This is a genomic window from Paraburkholderia fungorum, from assembly GCF_003610895.1.
GTDB lineage: Bacteria > Pseudomonadota > Gammaproteobacteria > Burkholderiales > Burkholderiaceae > Paraburkholderia > Paraburkholderia fungorum_B.
In genome coordinates, this window is record NZ_MCAS01000009.1 from 56,602 (window position 1) to 76,448 (window position 19,847).

At 63.3% G+C, this 19,847-nt stretch carries 19 protein-coding genes; 11 read left to right on the plus strand and 8 right to left on the minus strand.

All coding sequences use genetic code 11. The annotated features are described in order from the left end of the window. Positions 1 to 9 precede the first annotated feature (9 nt). Together BCY88_RS10445 and BCY88_RS10450 are read left to right on the plus strand one after the other, a co-directional pair. Entirely contained in the window at positions 10 to 999 is a 990-nt protein-coding gene (locus tag BCY88_RS10445) for a 2-hydroxyacid dehydrogenase (protein ID WP_120344184.1), read from the plus strand. Further along, positions 996 to 2,444, plus strand: coding sequence for a DNA recombination protein RmuC (locus tag BCY88_RS10450; protein ID WP_120344185.1), 1,449 nt, complete (start codon positions 996 to 998; stop codon positions 2,442 to 2,444). The genes BCY88_RS10445 and BCY88_RS10450 overlap by 4 nt, the downstream gene beginning before the upstream one ends. Before the next feature lie 53 nt (positions 2,445 to 2,497). Here the strand turns inward: BCY88_RS10450 and BCY88_RS10455 are convergent, their stop codons facing one another. The 6 genes from BCY88_RS10455 to BCY88_RS10480 all read right to left on the minus strand — a co-directional run bounded on the left by BCY88_RS10455 (position 2,498) and on the right by BCY88_RS10480 (position 10,068). After that, complete coding sequence (locus tag BCY88_RS10455; protein ID WP_120344186.1) at positions 2,498 to 2,986, minus strand: GNAT family N-acetyltransferase; 489 nt, start codon at positions 2,984 to 2,986, stop codon at positions 2,498 to 2,500. Further along, the gene (locus tag BCY88_RS10460; RefSeq protein ID WP_054036190.1) at positions 2,986 to 3,261 is read right to left on the minus strand and encodes a hypothetical protein; all 276 of its coding nucleotides are present in this window, start codon (positions 3,259 to 3,261) and stop codon (positions 2,986 to 2,988) included. Before BCY88_RS10460 ends, BCY88_RS10455 begins: the two co-directional genes overlap by 1 nt. A gap of 111 nt (positions 3,262 to 3,372) precedes the next feature. Then, positions 3,373 to 4,674 (minus strand): molybdopterin molybdotransferase MoeA, encoded by a 1,302-nt coding sequence (gene moeA, locus BCY88_RS10465; RefSeq protein ID WP_120344187.1) that lies wholly within the window; start codon positions 4,672 to 4,674, stop codon positions 3,373 to 3,375. A 77-nt stretch (positions 4,675 to 4,751) separates the two neighbouring features. Next, positions 4,752 to 5,366 (minus strand): molybdenum cofactor guanylyltransferase MobA, encoded by a 615-nt coding sequence (mobA, locus tag BCY88_RS10470; RefSeq protein ID WP_120344188.1) that lies wholly within the window; start codon positions 5,364 to 5,366, stop codon positions 4,752 to 4,754. A gap of 13 nt (positions 5,367 to 5,379) precedes the next feature. After that, entirely contained in the window at positions 5,380 to 6,489 is a 1,110-nt protein-coding gene (gene moaA, locus BCY88_RS10475; RefSeq protein WP_120344286.1) for a GTP 3',8-cyclase MoaA, read from the minus strand. A gap of 231 nt (positions 6,490 to 6,720) precedes the next feature. After that, positions 6,721 to 10,068: an Rne/Rng family ribonuclease gene (locus BCY88_RS10480; protein WP_120344189.1), complete on the minus strand. Its 3,348-nt coding sequence runs from the start codon at positions 10,066 to 10,068 to the stop codon at positions 6,721 to 6,723. Between the two features lie 735 nt (positions 10,069 to 10,803). Between BCY88_RS10480 and BCY88_RS10485 the strand changes: the two genes are divergently transcribed. The 4 genes from BCY88_RS10485 to BCY88_RS10500 are packed head-to-tail and all read left to right on the plus strand — an operon-like array spanning position 10,804 to position 13,929. Then, positions 10,804 to 11,838 carry an RluA family pseudouridine synthase gene (locus BCY88_RS10485; RefSeq protein ID WP_120344190.1) on the plus strand — a complete coding sequence of 345 codons (1,035 nt, stop codon included), beginning with the start codon at positions 10,804 to 10,806 and terminating at the stop codon, positions 11,836 to 11,838. Further along, on the plus strand, positions 11,831 to 12,490 hold the full coding sequence (locus BCY88_RS10490; protein WP_120344191.1) for an HAD-IIIA family hydrolase: 660 nt from the start codon (positions 11,831 to 11,833) through the stop codon (positions 12,488 to 12,490). The genes BCY88_RS10485 and BCY88_RS10490 overlap by 8 nt, the downstream gene beginning before the upstream one ends. A gap of 8 nt (positions 12,491 to 12,498) precedes the next feature. Continuing rightward, the gene (locus BCY88_RS10495; protein ID WP_120344192.1) at positions 12,499 to 12,891 is read left to right on the plus strand and encodes a Rieske (2Fe-2S) protein; all 393 of its coding nucleotides are present in this window, start codon (positions 12,499 to 12,501) and stop codon (positions 12,889 to 12,891) included. A 33-nt stretch (positions 12,892 to 12,924) separates the two neighbouring features. After that, positions 12,925 to 13,929 (plus strand): S49 family peptidase, encoded by a 1,005-nt coding sequence (locus BCY88_RS10500; RefSeq protein ID WP_120344193.1) that lies wholly within the window; start codon positions 12,925 to 12,927, stop codon positions 13,927 to 13,929. 108 nt (positions 13,930 to 14,037) lie between these two features. On the opposite strand, the gene BCY88_RS10505 is transcribed toward BCY88_RS10500, so the two are convergent. Both BCY88_RS10505 and BCY88_RS10510 read right to left on the minus strand, forming a co-directional pair. Continuing rightward, entirely contained in the window at positions 14,038 to 14,757 is a 720-nt protein-coding gene (locus BCY88_RS10505; protein ID WP_120344194.1) for an SAM-dependent methyltransferase, read from the minus strand. After that, a complete protein-coding gene (locus BCY88_RS10510; protein WP_120344195.1) occupies positions 14,754 to 15,371 on the minus strand; it encodes a Maf-like protein in 618 nt (205 codons plus the stop codon). The genes BCY88_RS10505 and BCY88_RS10510 overlap by 4 nt, the downstream gene beginning before the upstream one ends. Before the next feature lie 234 nt (positions 15,372 to 15,605). Between BCY88_RS10510 and BCY88_RS10515 the strand changes: the two genes are divergently transcribed. From BCY88_RS10515 to fabD, 5 genes are all read left to right on the plus strand, one after another. Then, entirely contained in the window at positions 15,606 to 16,250 is a 645-nt protein-coding gene (locus BCY88_RS10515) for a YceD family protein (RefSeq protein WP_120344196.1), read from the plus strand. Between the two features lie 101 nt (positions 16,251 to 16,351). After that, positions 16,352 to 16,531: a 50S ribosomal protein L32 gene (gene rpmF / locus BCY88_RS10520; RefSeq protein WP_120344197.1), complete on the plus strand. Its 180-nt coding sequence runs from the start codon at positions 16,352 to 16,354 to the stop codon at positions 16,529 to 16,531. A 172-nt stretch (positions 16,532 to 16,703) separates the two neighbouring features. Further along, entirely contained in the window at positions 16,704 to 17,810 is a 1,107-nt protein-coding gene (gene plsX / locus BCY88_RS10530; protein ID WP_120344198.1) for a phosphate acyltransferase PlsX, read from the plus strand. After that, entirely contained in the window at positions 17,810 to 18,799 is a 990-nt protein-coding gene (locus BCY88_RS10535; RefSeq protein WP_120344199.1) for a beta-ketoacyl-ACP synthase III, read from the plus strand. Before plsX ends, BCY88_RS10535 begins: the two co-directional genes overlap by 1 nt. A gap of 111 nt (positions 18,800 to 18,910) precedes the next feature. Further along, positions 18,911 to 19,846 carry an ACP S-malonyltransferase gene (gene fabD / locus BCY88_RS10540; protein ID WP_120344200.1) on the plus strand — a complete coding sequence of 312 codons (936 nt, stop codon included), beginning with the start codon at positions 18,911 to 18,913 and terminating at the stop codon, positions 19,844 to 19,846. The last annotated feature ends 1 nt before the right edge of the window (position 19,847 follow it).

Below are 19,847 nucleotides of genomic sequence, written 5' to 3' on the forward strand. Positions count from 1 at the left end.
AGAATTGCAATGCAGAAGATCCTCGTCGCCCGTCCGATCTTTCCCGATGTGATCGAGCGGCTCAAACAGTATTTCGACGTCGAGTGGAACCAGGGCGACGTATTGTCCGCGGAGGAGCTGACACGCCGTCTCGCGGACAAAGACGGCGCGCTGACCGCGGGCGATCCGGTCGGTGCGGCGGCGCTTGCCGCGGCGCCGCGTTTGCGCGTGGTGTCGAACATGGCGGTGGGCTACAACAACTTCGACATGGCCGCGTTCAATGCAGCCAATGTACTTGGCACCAATACGCCGGACGTGCTGAACGAATCGACCGCGGATTTCGGCTGGGCGTTGATGATGGCCGCGGCGCGCCGCATTGCCGAATCGGAGCACTGGCTGCGCGCGGGCAAATGGCAGAAGTGGGCCTATGACGGTTTTCTCGGCACGGACCTGTACGGCTCGACGCTTGGCGTGATCGGCATGGGCCGGATCGGCCAGGCACTGGCGCGCCGCGCGAAGGGCTTCAACATGCAGGTGATCTATCACAACCGTTCGCGCGTCGCACCGGAGATCGAGGCAGAGCTCAATGCAGAATACGCGTCGAAGCAGGATCTGCTGAAACGTGCCGACCACGTGGTGCTGGTCCTGCCGTATACGAAGGAAAACCATCACACGATCGGCGCAGCCGAACTCGCGCAGATGAAGCCAACCGCAACGCTCACCAATATCGCACGCGGCGGCATCGTCGACGATGCGGCGCTGGTCGAGGCGCTGCGCACCAAGCAGATTGCCGCAGCGGGCCTGGATGTCTACGAAGGCGAACCGAATCTGAATCCGGATCTGTTGACCGTGCCGAATGTCGTGCTCACGCCGCACATCGCCAGCGCAACTGAAGCAACACGCCGCGCCATGGCGAACCTCGCCGCCGACAATCTGATCGCGGCACTGGGTGAAGGGCCGCGCGCCGGCCAGCCGCCGAATCCGATCAACCCTGAGGTCATCGGCAAGGCGCGTTCATGACAATGATTCTGGTGGCGGCCGTTGCGGTGCTGGCGGTCGCATTGGTCATTGCGTTGGCATTGCTGATGCGAGGCAACAGTCGCGCCGACGTAAGCGAACAGTTCGAGATTCTCAGCGAACGTATCGACGCGGCGGCGGATGCGCAGTCTCACGCCTATGAGCGGCTCGAACGGCAACTGCGCAATGACATCACCGAAACGGCGCGTGTCTCGCGTACCGAGCAGAGCAGCGGCTTCGCGCAGTTTCAGCAAACGCTGGCATCGCAATTCAGCAGCATGACGACGGTGCAGGGCGGCAAGATCGACGGCTTCGCGCAGCAGCTCGACGCGGTGCGTCACAGCCTGCAGCAGCAGGCGCAGCAGGCACGCGATGAGCAGGGGCGCACACTCAAGCAGTTTGGCGAGACGCTGGCCTTGCAGCTGGGCCAACTCACCGAGGCGAACGATCGCCGCTTCGCCGAGGTGCGCGCGACCATCGAGCAGCGTCTGAAAGACATCGAGGCGAACAATTCGACCAAGCTCGAAGAGATGCGCCGCACGGTCGACGAAAAACTGCATGCCACGCTCGAGCAGCGCCTGGGTGAATCGTTCAAGCTGGTGTCGGACCGGCTGGAGCAGGTGCATCGCGGTTTGGGCGAGATGCAGACGCTGGCTGCGGGCGTTGGCGATCTGAAGAAGGTGCTCACTAACGTCAAGACGCGCGGCACATGGGGCGAAGTGCAGCTCGAGGCGTTGCTCGAACAACTGCTCACCGCGGATCAATATGCGAAAAACGTCGCGACCGTGCCGAAGAGCGCCGATCGCGTCGAATTCGCGATCAAACTGCCGGGCCGCGCGGAGACGGGTGGTCCTGCCACGCCGGTCTGGCTGCCGATCGACGCCAAGTTCCCGCGCGAAGACTACGAGCGGCTGATCGAAGCACAGGAACGCGCCGATCCCGTTGCGGTGGAAGAGGCGTCGCGCGCGCTCGAAGCACGGATACGCGCCGAGGCGCGCACGATCGCGGAAAAGTACGTGTCGCCGCCGCACACTACTGATTTCGCGCTGCTGTTCCTGCCGACCGAGGGGCTGTACGCGGAAGTCCTGCGCCGGCCGGGTCTGACGGATACGCTGCAACGCGACTATCGCGTAACGATTGCCGGCCCGACCACGCTCACCGCTTTGCTCAACAGTTTGCAGATGGGGTTCCGCACGCTTGCGATCGAGAAACGCTCGAGCGAGGTGTGGCAAGTGCTCGGCGCAGTAAAAACGGAGTTTGGTAAATTCGGTGACGTGCTGGCAAAGACCAAGGCGCAACTCGAAACCGTCACGCGTTCGATCGAAGCCGCTGAAACACGCACCCGTGTCATGGGACGCAAGCTGCGTGATGTGGAGGCGTTGCCAGGCGAAGAGGCGAGCGGGCTGCTCGGCGACGCACTATCGGGTGTGGATCCCGATGAACAGTAGGGCTGAAGCTGCACGTTTGAGCTGAATCTCGGGAGAGCCGCCGCGGCCCCGACTCAGGAGCGGGCCGTTGCGGCTAGCTGCTCGAGCGCGTCGCCCATCAGGCGCACGACACGCCAATCCGGCATGACCTTCGCGCCCAACTTCTCATAGAAGCTAATGGCCTGCTTGTTCCAGTTGAGCACCGTCCATTCGAAGCGCGCGCAGTTGCGCTCGACTGCCAGCGCTGCCAGCCGGGCGAGCATTGCGGCGCCTAGCCCGCTGCCGCGCTGGCTCGGCTGAACGTAGACATCTTCGAGATACAGCCCGCGCTTACCGGCGAAGCTCGAATAATTGTGGAAGAACAGCGCATAGCCGACGATGCGTTCTTCGTTTTCCGCCACGAGCGCTTCGACCGCGGGCCGCGTGCCGAACAGCGCGTCGCGCAAGCCGTCTTCGGTCGCGGTAAATACGTGCGTGAGGCTTTCGAACTCGGCCAGCTCGTACGTCAACGCGAAGATCGCGCCGGTATCGTCAGGCGTCGCGGCGCGGATCGTCGCGGGCATTACGCTTCTTCCGGCGCGTCGGTCAGCTGAATCTCGATGCCTCCAAAGCGCGAGGCCACCCAGTTGTACGCGTGGCATGCAATCCACAGCAGGATGAAGCCGAGAATCGCGTTCAGCAGCAACGCGCTGAACACCGTGCTCAGTTCGACCGAGCCGTAGCGGATGAATGCCACCAGTACGCCGAGCAGCACGATTGGCACCGAGAATGTCAGGTACACGAGGATAAGCGCTTTGGCGGTTTGTCCCGGTGCAATGAACGAGATCTGTTTTTTCATGTAAGTCGAACCCGTGTGTCGTAGTGGTAATGGGTGAACCTGCAAATCAGGCCGTAAAAGTGGTCGCAGGAGCGCTTGCAAAAAGACGCTGCGCAAGCGCTCCGTCAGGCGTCAGATGAGACCGTCGAACAGCATGATATCGACGTGCTCGCCTTCGGCAATATCGGCTTCATCGTGCCCGAGAACGATGAAACAATTTGCTTCGCTCATCGAACTCAGCACGCCGGAGCTTTGCGAGCCGGTTGGCGTGACATGCCATTGGCCGTGCGCATCCTGCCCGGCAACACCGCGCTGGTACTCGGTGCGCCCCGCGCGCTTGCGGATGAGCTGGCGGCTGGCGGCGCGCAACACCGGCAGTGCCGGCGTTGTCGCGCCAGACATCAGCAGCAGCGCTTCGCGCACGATCTGGTAGAACGTCACCATCACGGCCACTGGATTACCCGGCAAGCCGAAGAATAGCGCGGGCAGCCCGAGACCCGGATGGTCGCCGGACCAGACGCGGCCAAAGGCGAGTGGCCGGCCTGGACGCATGGCGAGACTCCAGAACGCGACGTCGCCGAACGTCTGCAGCAATTGCTTGGTGAAATCCGCCTCGCCGACCGAGACGCCGCCGGAGGTCAACACCACGTCGGCACTGGCCGCGGCGCTGCGCAACGCGGCTTCGAGCGCGGCGGGCTCGTCGCGCACCACGCCGAGATCGAGCGTATCCATGTTCAGGCGCCGAAGCATGGCAAACAGCGTGTAGCGGTTGCTGTCATACACCGAACCCGGGTCGAGCGGCTCGCCGAGCGAGCGCAGTTCGTCGCCGGTGGAGAAAAATGCGACGCGCAAGCGCCGCCGTACGTTGATTTCGCCAATGCCGAGCGAAGCCAGCAAGCCAAGATCCGACGCGCGCATGATGCGGCCGGCGCGTAGCGCGGCATGGCCGCGGGCGAGGTCCTCGCCGGCCAGGCGCCGGTTGGCGCCGGCTCGCACAGCGTTGGCCGCAAAACGGATCGAGAGGGAATCGGCGCCGCGCTCGACAAGCTCCTGCGGCACGACGGTGTCGCAGCCAGCCGGCATGCAGGCACCCGTCATGATGCGTACGCATTGTGTCGTGCCGACGTGGCCCGCGAACGGATGGCCGGCCAGCGCTTTGCCGGCGATCGTCAACTCGACCGTCGACTCATTCATTTCCAATGCGGCGCGATTGAACGCGTAGCCGTCCATCGCCGAGTTGTCGTGCGAAGGGACGTCGATCGGCGAGACGATGTCGGCCGCCAGCACCCGGTCGAGCGCATCGCGCAAAGGCACGCGTTCGACTGCCGTGATGGGCGAGGCCCATTGACGGACGATCGCCTGGGCGGCCGAAACAGGTAGCGCGTGAGGATCGTACTGCGCGACGCAGCGGGAAAATTCGTTAAGCGTGGTCATGGAGGGCTGAGCGTCGCGACCGGAGGCGGGCGCGGCTGGCTGTTGCCGTGCGGCCGGAGCAGGATTTCAACCGGGCCTCAGCAACGCTGGAGGTCGGCGAGTTCTTGTAACGAATTGATATTGTAAAACGCGCGCTCATCGGTAAAGGCGACTTCGACTGTCTTGTGGCGCGCGTACCACGCGCGGACCTTGCGCTCGCCGGCGTCCAGAAAGGCGGCCAGGTCGTCTGCGAGGCGCGTGTGCAGCAACGCGAACACGGGATGGAGCGAGACTTGGCCCCCGCCGTCGGTGGTCGTGACGGTGGCGATATCGGCGTGATTCGACTCGAGCGCCTGCGCGAGATGTTCGGCGAGTTCGGCGGGCAGCCCGGGCGTGTCGCAGGGCGCGCTCAGCACGTACGCGGTGCCGGCCGCGCGCAATCCGGCGAGCAGCCCGGCGAGGGGGCCGGGAAAACCGGGCAGGGTATCGGCCAGCACCGTGGCGCCGAACGGCGCGCCGAGCGCGCTATAGACCTCAGGGTGACGATTGGCGCTGATCAGCAGGGCGCCGGTTTGTGGTGCGAGCCGTTTCAGTACATGGGCGGCAAGCGGTTCGCCGTGCAGCGTTTGCAGCCCCTTGTCGACCCCGCCCATGCGCATGCCGCGGCCACCCGCGAGGACCAGACCGGTGATATGTTCGCGTGCCGGATTCATGGGATTGACTGTGTTAGCCGCCGATGTACGACATTTCCACGCGGCGGCCGTCCTGCTCGCGTGGCGTGGCCGCGCCGCTGCCGCGCAATTCCGAATAACGGTCGCCGCGGCCTTGCCAGATTTCGGCGATGGCGGTCGCGATATCGGCGTCGCTCGCGCCGTCGCGCAGCAACGCGCGCAGGTCATGACCGGACGACGCGAACAGGCACAGGTACAGCTTGCCTTCCGTCGACAGACGCGCGCGCGTGCAACTGCCGCAAAACGCGCGTGTCACGCTCGAAATCACACCGATCTCGCCGCCGCCATCTACATAACCCCAGCGCTGGGCGGTCTCGGCTGCGCTATGCGCTTCGAGCGGCGCGAGCGGGAAATGCCCGGCAATGCGCGTCACGACGTCGGCGGAAGGCAGCACTTCGGTCATGTTCCAGCCGTTCGAGGTTCCGACGTCCATGTACTCGATAAAGCGCAGTACCGTGCCCGAGCCTTTGAAGTGACGCGCCATCGGTACGATTTCGCCGTCGTTGGTGCCGCGCTTGACGACCATATTGACCTTCACCGGCGCGAGGCCTGCAGCGTGGGCGGCGGCGATTCCGTCCAGGACGTCGGCGACCGCGAAGTCGGCGTCGTTCATGCGGCGAAACAGAGTGTCGTCGAGCGCGTCGAGACTCACCGTTACGCGGGTCAGGCCGGCGTCTCTCAGATCGCGCGCCTTGCGCTCCAGCAGCGAGCCATTGGTGGTCAGCGTCAGATCGAGCGGGCGGCCTTCCGGCGTGGTGAGCCGCGCGAGCCGTTCGATCAGGTGTTCCAGATTTTTGCGCAGGAGCGGCTCGCCACCTGTCAGGCGGATTTTCTCGACGCCGTGTGCGACGAAGAGCCGCGCCAACCGTTCGATTTCTTCGAAGCTGAGCAGTGCGCTATGCGGCAAAAACGCATAATTCTTGTCGAACACCGCCCGCGGCATGCAGTAGACGCAGCGGAAATTGCAGCGATCCGTCACCGAGATGCGCAGATCGCGCAGCGGGCGCGCCAGCGTGTCGTGCAGCGCGCCGCTGGGCGCCTGCACGCGGCCGGATATGACCGGCACCGCGCTGAGATCGGCAACAGGAATGATGCGTCGGGACATGAATTGCTTCGCTTGATGCTTCGTTTTGGGCTGCTTAGGTGCTCTGACCGGTGCTGCGATTGCAACCTGGATCTTCATTCTAGCGGAAATGCACCGGGCCGCTGCCCGTCTGCGGGTGCCGTCCGGGTATAAGGGACATGACATGCAGCCTGCGACCGGGCGAGTGCACGATGCGCGCAAAATAAAAAAGCCCGCCGGTGAGGGCGGGCTTTTGCCTGGAGGGCGGTTTGCTTACTGCGGGTGCTTACCGGTTTCCACCATTTGCATCGGCGCGGTTTCGACCGGCGGCAACACCTTACGCTCGCGACCCACGCGGACCGGCTTGACCGCTTGCGCAGAAGCTTCCTGTGCGGCGCGCAGCTTGTCGGCGTCGGTGTTCACCCAGACGAGGCCGGCTTGTTCCAGCACGGGCTTCAGGGCTTCGGCCGAAACAGCGGCGCTGCGCGGTGCTTGCTGCGCAGCTGCGACGGGCGCCGCTTCGACTGCAGCCGGCGCAACGATCGCTTCGACTGCCGGAGCAGCCGGAGCAATTGCCGGGGCAACTTCTGCAACGGCCGGTTGCGCTTCGAAGATATCGGCTTGCCGTGCCGGCTGGACGGCCGGTGCTTCGACCACTGCTGCCGGCGCCGCGGTTTCCACCGGAGCGGGGGCAACTTGCGTTTCTGCGACCGGGGTCACTGCCGGCGGCACTTCAGCCGGTGCTTCGACGCGAGCTTCACGCGGCGCTTCAACCGCAGTTTCAGCATGAGCGACCGGTTCGAAGAGCGAAACCGTCTCGCTGACGGCTGGCGCAGCTTCGATCGGCGCTGCAGCGGCTTGCGCCACCGGCGCTTCCACGGCTTGCTCGACCGCAACTGGCGCGACCGGCGCCACCGGTGCTTCCGCAACCAGCACAGCCGTTTCCGTCTTCGCTGCCTGTTCGACTGCCAGGACCGGCGTTTCGGCTGCAGCATGCAGTTCGCTGACAACAGCGGTTTGCGTCGCGACAGCAGCGACAACCACTTCCACCGGCTTCACTGCGCTTGCTTCGCTGACTTCCGCCTTGTGCTCGACCGGTTGATGCGCGGTGCGCACCGGTGCTTCGTCGGCCACATTGGCGCTGTCACCTTCAGCTTCCGCGACGTCTGCAGCCAGATTGCCGTTCACGTCTTCTTCACGCTCACGACGGCCACCACGACGGCCGCGACGGCGGCGACGGCGCTCTTCACCTTCACGCGCCACTGCTTCCTGATCGACCGGTGCACCGTTTTCGCCCAGAGCGGCCTGGTTTTGCGCCAGTTCTTCCGCCGTTTGCGAGTCGCTTTGCGTCAGTGCCTCGGCTGCTTCCGGCTGCTGCTTGCGGCGTTCGCCGCGTTCAGCGCGCTCGCCACGTTCACGGCGTTCGCCGCGTTCCTGACGCTCGCCACGTTCGGCGCGCGGTGCGCCGTCGACGGCTTCTGCACGGTCATTGCCGCGATTGTCGCGCTCGCGACCCTCGCGACCCTCGCGACCTTCACGCGACTCACGGGCCTCGCGCGGTTCGCGGCCTTCACGGGCCTCACGCGGCTCACGGGTACCACGCGGCTCGCGCGATTCACGAGCTTCGCGCGGCTCGCGGCCTTCGCGTGCCTCACGTCCTTCACGCGGTTCGCGTTCCTCACGGCGTTGCGACGGTTGCTGACCTTGAGCCGGACGAGCACCGCTCGTGCCTTCGCCTCGGCCTGCGGCGTCGCGCGTGCCTGCGCCGCCACGGCGATTGCGGTTGCGATCGCCGCCACGCTCGCCAGTGCGCTCACCGCGCTCCGTGCGTTCGCCGCGTTGCGGACGCGTCTGCTTTTCGGGCGTAGCCGGTGCGACAGGCGCAGGCGCGGCCGGCTGCATGCCGAACAGATTTTTCAGCCAGCCGATAAAGCCGCCGCTGGCCGGAGTGACGGCCACCGGAGCCGGGGTTGCCGGGCGGACCGGCGCGCTCGGCGCCGGCTTCTCCGGCGTGATGCCCTTGACCGCGGCTTCCTGCTTCGGCTTCACTTCCTCGGCACGCTTGCTGTAACCGGTTTCCGATTCCAGTTCACGGGCTGCTTCTTCGGCCATCTTCCACGAGGCGCGCGGCTCGTCGAGGCGCGCGTCGTCGTGACGCAGACGCTCGAGCTTGTAGTGCGGCGTGTCGAGGTGCTTGTTCGGGATCAGAACGACGTTGACCTTGAAACGCGACTCGATCTTGTTGATTTCCGCGCGCTTTTCGTTCAACAGGAAGGCGGTGACTTCGACCGGCACCTGGCAATGGATCGCCGCGGTGTTTTCCTTCATCGCTTCTTCCTGAATGATCCGCAGCACTTGCAGCGCGGACGATTCGGTGTCGCGAATGTGGCCCGTGCCGTTACAGCGCGGGCAGGTCACATGGCTGCCTTCCGACAAAGCCGGACGCAGACGCTGACGCGACAGTTCCATCAGGCCGAAGCGCGAGATCTTGCCCATCTGGACGCGCGCACGGTCGTGCTTCAAAGCGTCTTTCAGGCGTTGTTCGACTTCACGCTGGCTCTTGGCCGATTCCATGTCGATGAAGTCGATCACGATCAGGCCGCCCAGATCGCGCAGGCGCAACTGGCGGGCGACTTCGTCGGCGGCTTCGAGGTTGGTGCGTGCCGCCGTTTCCTCGATGTCGGCGCCCTTGGTGGCGCGCGCCGAGTTCACGTCGATTGCGACCAGCGCTTCCGTGTGGTCGATCACGATGGCGCCGCCCGAGGGCAGCGGCACCGTGCGCGAGTAAGCGGTTTCGATCTGGTGTTCGATCTGGAAGCGCGAGAACAGCGGCACATCGTCGTGATACCGCTTCACCTTGCTGACATTGTCCGGCATCACAATATCCATGAAGGCGCGGGCCTGGTCATGGATTTCGGTGGTGTCGATCAGGATTTCGCCGATATCCGGCTGGAAATAGTCACGAATCGCGCGGATTACCAGGCTCGATTCGAGATAGATCAGCATCGGCTGGCCGCTCGAACCGCTTTGCGACGCGGCCTCGATGGCGCGCCACAACTGCATCAGGTAGTTCAGGTCCCATTGCAGTTCTTCGGCGCTGCGGCCAATGCCGGCCGTGCGCGCGATGATGCTCATGCCTTCGGGCAATTGCAGCTGCGCCATGGTTTCGCGCAGTTCCTGACGGTCGTCGCCTTCGATCCGGCGCGACACACCGCCGCCGCGCGGGTTGTTCGGCATCAATACCAGATACCGGCCGGCGAGCGAGATGAAGGTGGTGAGGGCCGCGCCCTTGTTGCCGCGCTCTTCCTTTTCGACCTGAACGATCAGTTCCTGACCTTCTTTCAGGGCGTCCTGGATGCGCGCGGAGCGCATGTCCACACCGTCGCGGAAATACTGACGGGCGACTTCCTTGAACGGCAGGAAGCCGTGGCGGTCTTCGCCGTAGTTGACGAAGCAGGCTTCGAGCGAAGGCTCGATGCGAGTGATGATGCCCTTGTAAATATTGCCTTTGCGCTGTTCGCGCCCGGCGGTTTCGATGTCGATATCGATGAGTTTTTGCCCATCGACGATGGCAACGCGCAGTTCTTCCTGCTGCGTCGCGTTGAACAACATTCGTTTCATTGAACGGCTCCAGAGCGGCTTAGCCAGACCCCCTGGCTGCGCGGTTGTCAGTCGCGAGAGCCAGGCGGGCAGCGGCATGCCGCGCCTTATTGTGTTTTCACAAGCACGCTGGAGCGGGAAAAATGGCGGGAGAATTGCCTGAGAGGGCCCGGCCCCATTGAAAAATGGGCACGGTGCCGCAGGGCACATGCGAACACGGCTTCAAATAACGACCCGACACGCCGCGGGTTCTGCCAGCAGACCTTCATAAGCCTTGCGTCCACTCGCGCCGGTGCGCCAACTGGACGCGTGACCGGAGGGTCGAAGGCTGCGGTCATGCCGCAGCGGGAAGTTCGCGCAGTCGGCGCGTCTTTTCTCGCTGGGGGTGTCTCGCCTCATTTTGACGTCGCCATGTCTTGTACTTTCTACAAGACGCCTCGGGCGCACGCCGTATTTTCGCAACTCGCAGCTTCTTACAGCAGGGCGTCAGACCGCCCGATACCGAAGCTGAAAGTTAAATTCTTTTTTACCAAAATTCCGTTACCGTCGAAGCCGACCTTGACCGAACGCGCCTGTGGGCGCCGTCCCTGCCGGGTACTGACCTCGTGCGTGCAACATGTTGCATCTCATTTTCAGGGTGAGCAACCAGACCCCGGCGCAAGTAAAATAACGGTTTATCGCTTGCGCCTGCGCAATCCGCCCGAATTCCGGACACTGCGCCGGCCGCCGCAGACTGCTGGGCAAATTATATTCATAATGAAAGAGTTAGGCAAAATATCCCAGAAATCGGTCGCAAGCGACCAGGTCTCGATGATCGAGATCGACGACAGTGCGGCCGGACAGCGCATTGATAACTTCCTTTTGCGCGTCTGTAAGGGCGTGCCCAAAAGCCATATTTACCGCATCCTGCGCAGCGGGGAAGTGCGGGTGAATAAGGGCCGGATAGACGCGCAGTACCGCCTCGAACTGGGCGACCTGGTGCGTGTGCCGCCCATTCGCGTTGCTCAACCGAACGAGGCGATCGCCCAGGCGCCGGTGCCGAGCGCCGATTTCAGGATTATTTTTGAAGACGAGCACATGCTCGTGATCGATAAACCTGCCGGCGTGGCGGTCCACGGTGGCAGCGGCGTTGCGTTCGGCGTGATCGAACAGATGCGCGAAGCGCGGCCGCAGGCGAAATTCCTCGAATTGGTGCATCGGCTGGACCGCGAGACGTCCGGCATCCTGATGCTCGCCAAGAAACGCTCCGCGCTGGTCAATCTGCACGAGCAGATTCGCGAGAACAAGATGGATAAGCGCTACTATGCGTGCGTCCACGGCGAGTGGGCGAGCGACTGGGGCCGCCGCCGCGCGGTCAAGGAGCCGCTGCACAAGTATTTGACCGCGGACGGCGAACGGCGTGTGCGCGTGCAGGCCGACGGCCTTGCGTCGCACACGGTTTTCAATCTGATCGACCGCTGGCCGGAGTACGCGCTGCTCGAAGCGGAACTGAAGACCGGCCGCACGCATCAGATTCGCGTCCACTTGCAGCATCTGGAACTGCCGATCGTCGGCGATGCCAAATACGGCGACTTCGCGCTGAACAAGGCGCTGGCTCGCGCCAACGCGAAGCCGGGCCTGAAGCGCATGTTCCTGCACGCATACCGTCTGAAGCTGACACACCCGGCAAGCGGCGAGCCCGTGCAGTTCGAGGCGCCGCTGCCGGCCGACTGCCGCAGTTTCGTTGCGCAGCTCAATGAATTACGTGAATCACGAAGTGGGTCAAACCCGGAGACGACACCGCATGGCTAGAGAGCAATTTGACCTGATCGTCTTCGACTGGGACGGAACGTTGATGGATTCGACCGCGCACATCACGCGCAGCATCCAGTCAGCATGCCGCGATCTCGGTCTGCCGGTTCCCGCCGATGAGGCCGCCAGTTATGTGATCGGCCTGGGCTTGCGCGACGCGCTGCAAATCGCCGCACCCACGCTCGATCCGGCCGACTACCCGCGTCTGGCGGAACGCTACCGTTTCCATTATCTGGTGAAGGACCAGACCACCGAGTTGTTCGTCGGCGTGCGCGAAATGCTGCAGGAATTGCGCGATCAGGGGTATCTGCTGGCGGTGGCGACCGGCAAGAGCCGCGTCGGGCTGAACCGCGCGCTCGACCAGTCGCGGCTGACGAGCCTGTTCGACGGCACCCGCTGTGCGGACGAAACCTTCTCGAAACCGCATCCGGCCATGCTGCACGAGCTTACGCGTGAACTGGGGCAGGATCCGGGCCGCACGGTGATGGTGGGCGATACGACGCACGATCTGCAGATGGCGATCAACGCGGGCGTCGCGGGTATTTGTGTCACATACGGCGCGCATCCTGCGGGCTCGCTGAGCGCGCTGTCGCCGAAATTCGTCGCCTCCAGCGTGAGCGCGCTGTCCGGCTGGCTGCGAGAGAACGCATGAGCACGGGTATGACCGACGCGGCGACCGAGGCGGTTCGCGTTTGCGCATCCGGGGAACTGGTCGACGGCGGCGCGGGCGTACGGTGTGCGGCAACGTTCGGCGGCGGCGATGCCGTGGTATTTTTTGTTCGCTACGATGGCCGCGCATACGGCTACCTGAACCGTTGCGCTCACGTGCCGATGGAGCTCGACTGGGCCGAAGGGCAGTTCTTCGAATCGTCCGGTTTATACTTGATGTGCGCCACACATGGCGCGATTTACGCGCCTGATACGGGCAAATGCGTTGGTGGCCCGTGCCGCGGCGGCCGCTTGCGTCCCGTCCAGGTTGACGAACGGGATACACCTGAAGGCCGCGCCGTGTTCTGGCTGCCGGACGGCGAATTACGCCCGGCCACGCCCTGATTTTTCTCCTCTTCGATCTTTCCACTGCACCGCATGTCAGACAATTTGACTCCCGAACCGAAGGAACCGTCCTTGACAGGCCGCCCCCGCACGCCTGCCGATGAGCCGGGCTGGGAGCGTGCCGCGCTCGAGCGCATCGCGCTTGCGGCGATCACCGAGCAGCGCGCGGCACGCCGCTGGAAGATTTTCTTCCGTTTTGTGTTCCTGATCGTTTTGCTCGTGGCGGTATGGGGCGCGTTCGATTTCTCCGGCGACAAGGTTTCGACCACCGGCCGGCACACGGCAATGGTGACGCTTGACGGCGAAATCTCCGCCGATACAAATGCGAACGCGGAAGATATCAACACCGCCCTGGAAAGCGCGTTCGATGATGCCGGCACGGCCGGCGTGATCTTGCGTTGTAACAGCCCGGGCGGCAGCCCGGTGCAGGCGGGCATTATCTACAACGAGATTCGCCGGTTGCGCGCCAAGTATCCGTCGATCCCGTTATATGTCGTGGTCGGCGACATGTGCGCATCGGGCGGCTACTACGCGGCCGCGGCGGCAGACAAGATCTACGTGGACAAGGCGAGCATCGTCGGTTCGATCGGGGTGCTGATGGACAGCTTCGGTTTCACCGGCTTGATGGACAAGCTGGGGATTCAGCGCCGTCTGCACACGTCGGGTGAGAATAAAGGCTTTTTCGATCCGTTTTCGCCGGAAACGCCGAAGATGGACGAACATGCGCAGGACATGCTCGATCAGATTCACGCGCAGTTCATTGACGCGGTGCGTCAGGGCCGCGGCAAGCGTCTGCACGAAACGCCGGACATGTTCTCGGGCCTGTTCTGGACCGGGCAGAAGAGTGTCGAATTGGGCCTGGCTGACGGTTTCGGCGACGCGGATTACGTCGCGCGCGACCTGTTCAAGGCGCCGGATATCGTTGACTACACGGTTAAGGAGAGCATTACCGATCGCGTGGCGCGCAAGTTCGGCGCGGCGGTTGGCAGTGGCGCCGTTCATGCCATGGCGCTCGGCGGGAAGATGAATCTGCGGTAATCGGCTGGGAGAAAAAGCCCGCGGGGTCGAGTTTTCTCGATCGCGCGGGCTTTTTTTGTGCCGCTAAACAGGAATCGGCGGGTTCTGCAGCTTGATGCGCGGCAGCACTCAGACGGCGAGTATCAGGAAAATTGCGGGCCGCTTGTGCAAATCGATGGCCGGCTTTTTCTTCCAGTCGGCCACGCTGCGGCTGGCAATGGTTTCCGTCTCCAGCGTCAGATCAACGGCAACGCATACCAGCGTGGATGGCGCGCACGTCGCCAGCAGCGTGTCGAGCAGCGCGCGATTCCGGTAGGGCGTTTCGATAAAGATCTGCGTTTGCTTTGCTTTGCGCGACTGCTGTTCGAGTTCGCGCAGGCGCTTGGCCCGTTCGATGGCGTCGACCGGCAGATAGCCGTGGAACGCAAAACTCTGACCATTCAGGCCGGAAGCCATCAACGCAAGCAGGATCGAACTCGGTCCAACAAACGGCACGACCTTCACGCCGCGTTCATGCGCGCGACGCACGAGCAGGGCGCCCGGATCGGCGACTGCCGGGCAGCCGGCTTCGGATACGAGGCCGGCATCCGTGCCCGCCAGCAAAGGCGCGAGCAGTTTGTCGATCTCGCCGGCCGGTGTATTGACGTTCAACTCGCGAATTTCGATTTCCTGGATCGGCTTTTCGGTGCCGACCTTCTTCAGGAAGGCGCGGGTGGTTTTCGCGTTCTCGCCGATGTAATAGTTGAGCGACGCGGCGCGCGCACGCACCGGCGCGGGCAGCACGGCGTCGAGCGCGTCGGCATCGCCTTCTCCGAGCGTGTTCGGGATCAGATATAAAGTGCCGCTCATCGCGCCCCCAGAAGTGGATAACCTGCGGCGAGCAGCATGCGTGAGAGGGCGATCAACGGCAGCCCGATCAGCGCGGTTGGGTCGTCCGAATGAATGGCTTCGAGCAGCGCAATGCCGAGGCCTTCGGATTTGGCGCTGCCCGCGACGTCGTATGGCGTTTCGGCGCGCAGATAGGCTTCGAGCGCGGCATCCGGCAAATTGCGAAACTGTACGCGGGTAATGACATCGGTCGATTGCGCCGCACCCGAGCGGCTGTCGAACAGGCAGAGGGCACTATGAAACAGCACTTCGCGGCCGCGCATTGCCTGTAGTTGGGCGAGCGCCTTGTCGTGCGTGCCGGGCTTGCCGATCTGCAGGCCGTCGTAGGTGGCGACCTGATCTGAGCCGATGACGAGCGCGGTCTCGCCAGCGCCGAGCTTGTCTGTCACCGCACGGGCTTTCGCCTCGGCGAGGCGCAGGGCGGTGACTTCGGGCGTTTCGCCGGCGAGCGGCGTTTCGTCGATCGCCGGCACGATGACGTCGAACGGAACGCGCAGGCGTTCGAGCAGCTCGCGGCGATAGGGCGAACTCGACGCCAGAATCAGGCGTGGCGGGCGATTGAGGGAATCTGACATGTGCAACCAACGGCTAGAGAGACGGGTCGTACGGGGTTGTGCGAAGTTCGCACGTGTACGGGCTTAAGTGTTTGACTCGAAAAGACAAAACGGATATGATTTCGGGCTTTTCATCGGTATGCTATTGCGTAGACGGCCCTGCCGTGTGGGCAATATGCGGCACGCACGAGGTCCGCGGGCTACTTTGCAAACCGATTTACCCCCGGCGAAATCCTTGCCGACGCAGGAGCGCACATGACTCAACATCCTGGCAACCCTGCTGGTCTGTCCGACCCGCACGATCTCGATCTGTTCGAATTTGCGCGGAGTGGGCGTCAGGCCGCGGGTGTCGTGCGCGTCTCGCAACTGCCGCGCATGTTAAACGAAGTCCCGGCAGAAGCGCCAGACCGCGATACCGCGTTCACCTGGCAAGCCGAAGGGGCGACGCAGCCGGAATTGCAGGACGACGGCACCGAGGGTCCGCAGCCTTATTTGAGGCTGGCGATTCACGGCGCCGCATGGCTCGAATGTCAGCGGTGCATGACACCGTATCTGCAGACGTTCAATGTCGATGCAACTTACCGGATCGTCAACACTGAGGCGGAAGCCGAAGAGTTTCCGCTCGACGAGGATGAAGTCGAGGTGATCGTGGGCTCGCGCCAGTTCGATCTCATCGACTTGATCGAAGAAGAGTTGCTGCTTTCCTTGCCGCTCGTGCCCAAGCACGAGGTGTGTCCCGAAGTGCACGAGAGTCTCGTCTCTGGTGTGGCCGGAACAGAGGGCGAGGGCGACGAGGCTGCGCCGGACGAAGCTGCTGAGGGCGGTGAGCCCGAACGGCCTAATCCGTTTGCGGCGCTCGAAAGTCTCAAGCGCGGTGAGCCGGGCGACAAGAAGCATTGAACAGTTGCATGGGAGCGCGATTCGGGCGCATTGGCCATTCGGTCGATGGCGGACACCGGGCCGGGCTGTGTTAGAATTCGGAAAATTTTTAGGAGTTAGTCATGGCAGTTCAACAAAATAAGAAGTCGCCGTCGAAGCGCGGTATGCACCGTTCGCACGATTTCCTGTCGGCAGCGCCGCTGGCCGTTGAGCCGAGCACGGGTGAAGTGCATCTGCGTCACCACATCAGCCCGAACGGCTACTATCGCGGCAAGAAAGTCGTCAAGACGAAGAACGACTAATCGTTTCACTGCGTTGCGCCCCTTGGCGTTTCGCGTGGCGATCAGCTCGCTTGACATTTTCCCGGCTCGGCAAAAAGGCGGCATTGAATTGCCGCTTTTTTGTGTCGATCGCAGTTGGTGCTTTAGCGCTTGCTGCGATCCCATGCAGGGCGCCTGAAATTCGTCGCACTCCATGACAGTAAAGCTCACGATAGATTGCATGGGAGGCGACCACGGCCCGTCCGTGACCGTTCCCGCTGCCGTCAACTTCGTTCGTTCGCATCCCGATGCTGAGCTGCTGCTCGTCGGCATTGAAAGTGCGATTCGCGCGCAGCTGAAGAAGTTGAAGGCTCAAGACCTGCCGGCGCTGACCGTCGTACCCGCTTCCGAGATCGTCGCCATGGACGATCCGGTCGAAGTCGCGCTGCGTAAGAAAAAAGACTCCTCCATGCGCGTGGCGCTGAACCGCGTCAAGGAAGGCGAGGCGCAAGCCTGCATTTCCGCCGGCAACACCGGCGCGCTGATGGCGGTTTCGCGCTATGTGCTGAAAACGCTGTCGGGCATCGAACGCCCGGCCATCGCGTTTGCAATGCCCAATCCCACTGGCTACACGACGATGCTCGACCTGGGCGCGAACGTCGACTGCGAGCCGCAGCATCTGCTGCAGTTCGCGGAGATGGGGCACGCGCTCGTGTCCGCACTCGAAGGCAAGGAGCGGCCCACCATCGGCCTGCTCAACATCGGCGAAGAAGTCATCAAGGGCAATGACACCATCAAACGTGCCGGCGAACTGCTGCGCGCGAGTACACTTAACTTTCACGGTAACGTTGAAGGCAACGACATCTTCAAAGGCACGGTTGACGTAATCGTCTGCGACGGTTTTGTCGGCAACGTCGCGCTGAAAACGTCGGAAGGCCTCGCGCAGATGCTCTCCGACATCATCAAGGAAGAGTTCGGCCGCTCGTGGCTCACCAAGGTGATGGCGGTGCTCGCATTGCCGGTATTGATGCGTTTCAGGAAACGGGTCAATCACCGGCAATACAACGGCGCCGCGCTGCTGGGCCTGCGTGGGCTGGTCATCAAAAGCCACGGCTCGGCAGATGCCTATGCGTTTGAGTGGGCTATCAAACGCGGGTATGATGCCGTCAAAAACGGCGTGCTGGAACGCCTTGCGCGAGCAATGGAAGAGAATGCAGGTTCTCTCGAACAGGCTGCGCGCGACGCGAGCGGTGCGGGGCAGGCAAGCCCGATCGCAGGCCAGCCGGCCGAGCCCTACGCTGCGCAATCCTCGAAGGCATAATGGCTCAATCGACAATTTATTCCCGCGTGCTGGGAACCGGCAGCTATCTGCCGCCCGGGCGCGTCACCAATCAGGATCTGGCCGAGCGTCTCGCCAGAGAAGGCGTTGAGACGAGCGACGAATGGATCGTGGCCCGCACGGGCATCCATGCGCGGCACTTCGCCGAACCCGATGTCACCACCAGCGATCTGGCGCTGATCGCCTCGCAGCGCGCGATCGAAGCGGCTGATATCGATCCGCAATCCATCGATCTGATCATCGTTGCAACCTCCACGCCCGACTTTGTGTTTCCGAGTACGGCGTGTCTGTTGCAGAACAAGCTCGGCATCAAGAACCACGGTGCGGCATTCGACGTACAGGCCGTCTGTTCGGGTTTCGCTTATGCGGTCGCCACAGCGGACAGCTTCATTCGCAGCGGTCAACATCGCACAGCGCTCGTGATCGGCGCGGAAACCTTCTCGCGCATTCTCGATTTCAAGGACCGCACCACCTGCGTGCTGTTCGGCGACGGCGCGGGCGCAGTGATCCTGCAGGCGTCCGAAGAGCCGGGCGTGCTGGCAAGCGCTCTGCACGCCGACGGCAGCCATTCGAGCATTCTCTGCACGCCGGGCAATGTGAACGGCGGCGTGATCGAGGGCAGCGCGTTTCTGCATATGGATGGGCAGGCTGTATTCAAGCTCGCGGTCAATGTGCTCGAAAAGGTCGCGGTCGAGGCACTCGCAAAAGCGAATCTGTCGGCTGAGCAGATCGACTGGCTGATCCCGCATCAGGCCAATATCCGCATCATGCAAAGCACCTGCCGCAAGCTCGGCTTGCCGCAGGAACGCATGGTCGTCACAGTGGGCGAACACGGCAATACGTCGGCTGCGTCCATTCCGCTCGCATTCGACGTCGCCGTGCGCGACGGCCGCATCAAGCGCGGCCAGAACGTGCTGATCGAAGGCGTCGGCGGCGGCTTCACGTGGGGCGCGTCGGTTATCCGCTACTGATAGCGGCGACGCTATGGCGGGCGCTCTTCGCGGCGCTCGGCTACGCTTGAGCGCGCTCGCATTCTACCGGGCGCGCCACCCACATCTGACAACATCGATTTTGGGGACGATATGAAATTTGCGTTCGTTTTTCCTGGGCAAGGTTCGCAGTCGGTCGGCATGCTCAACGCATTCGCCGATCACGCGATCGTGCGTGAAACGGTTCAGGAAGCTTCCGATGCGCTCAATCAGGACCTCGGCAAGCTGATCGCCGAAGGCCCTGTCGAAGATCTGAATCTCACCACCAATACCCAGCCCGTCATGCTGACCGCCGCGTATGCGGTTTATCGCGCATGGCTACAGGCGGGCGGCCCGAAGCCGGCCATCGTCGCCGGCCATAGCCTTGGCGAATACACCGCGCTGGTCGCGGCGGGCGCGATCGCGTTTCGCGATGCTGTGCCGCTCGTGCGTTTTCGTGCGCAAGCCATGCAAACCGCGGTGCCGGTTGGCGTTGGCGGCATGGCCGCGATTCTGGGCCTCGATGACGACACGGTGCGCGCGGTTTGCGCCGAAGCGTCGGTCGCGGGTGTCGTCGAAGCGGTGAACTTCAACGCGCCGGCGCAAGTTGTGATCGCCGGGCACAAGGCGGCCGTCGAAAAGGCTTGCGAAGTCGCGAAAGCGAAGGGCGCAAAGCGTGCGTTGCCGCTGCCGGTCTCGGCGCCGTTCCACTCGTCGCTACTCAAGCCGGCGTCGGATCAGTTGCGCGAGTATCTGGCGAGCGTCGACGTGCAGGTGCCGTCGATTCCGGTGATCAACAATGTCGACGTCGCAGTGGTCAACGAACCGGCCGGGATCAAGGACGCGCTGGTGCGTCAGGCAGCAGGTCCGGTGCGTTGGGTCGAGAGCGTCCAGGCAATGGCGGCGCAAGGCGTTACGCACGTGATCGAATGCGGTCCGGGCAAGGTCCTCGCGGGCTTGACGAAGCGCATCGACGGCAATCTGGTCGGCGCCTCGGTGTTCGATCCGGCAACGCTTGAAGAAACGCTCAAGCTGGTGACGGCGGGCTGAA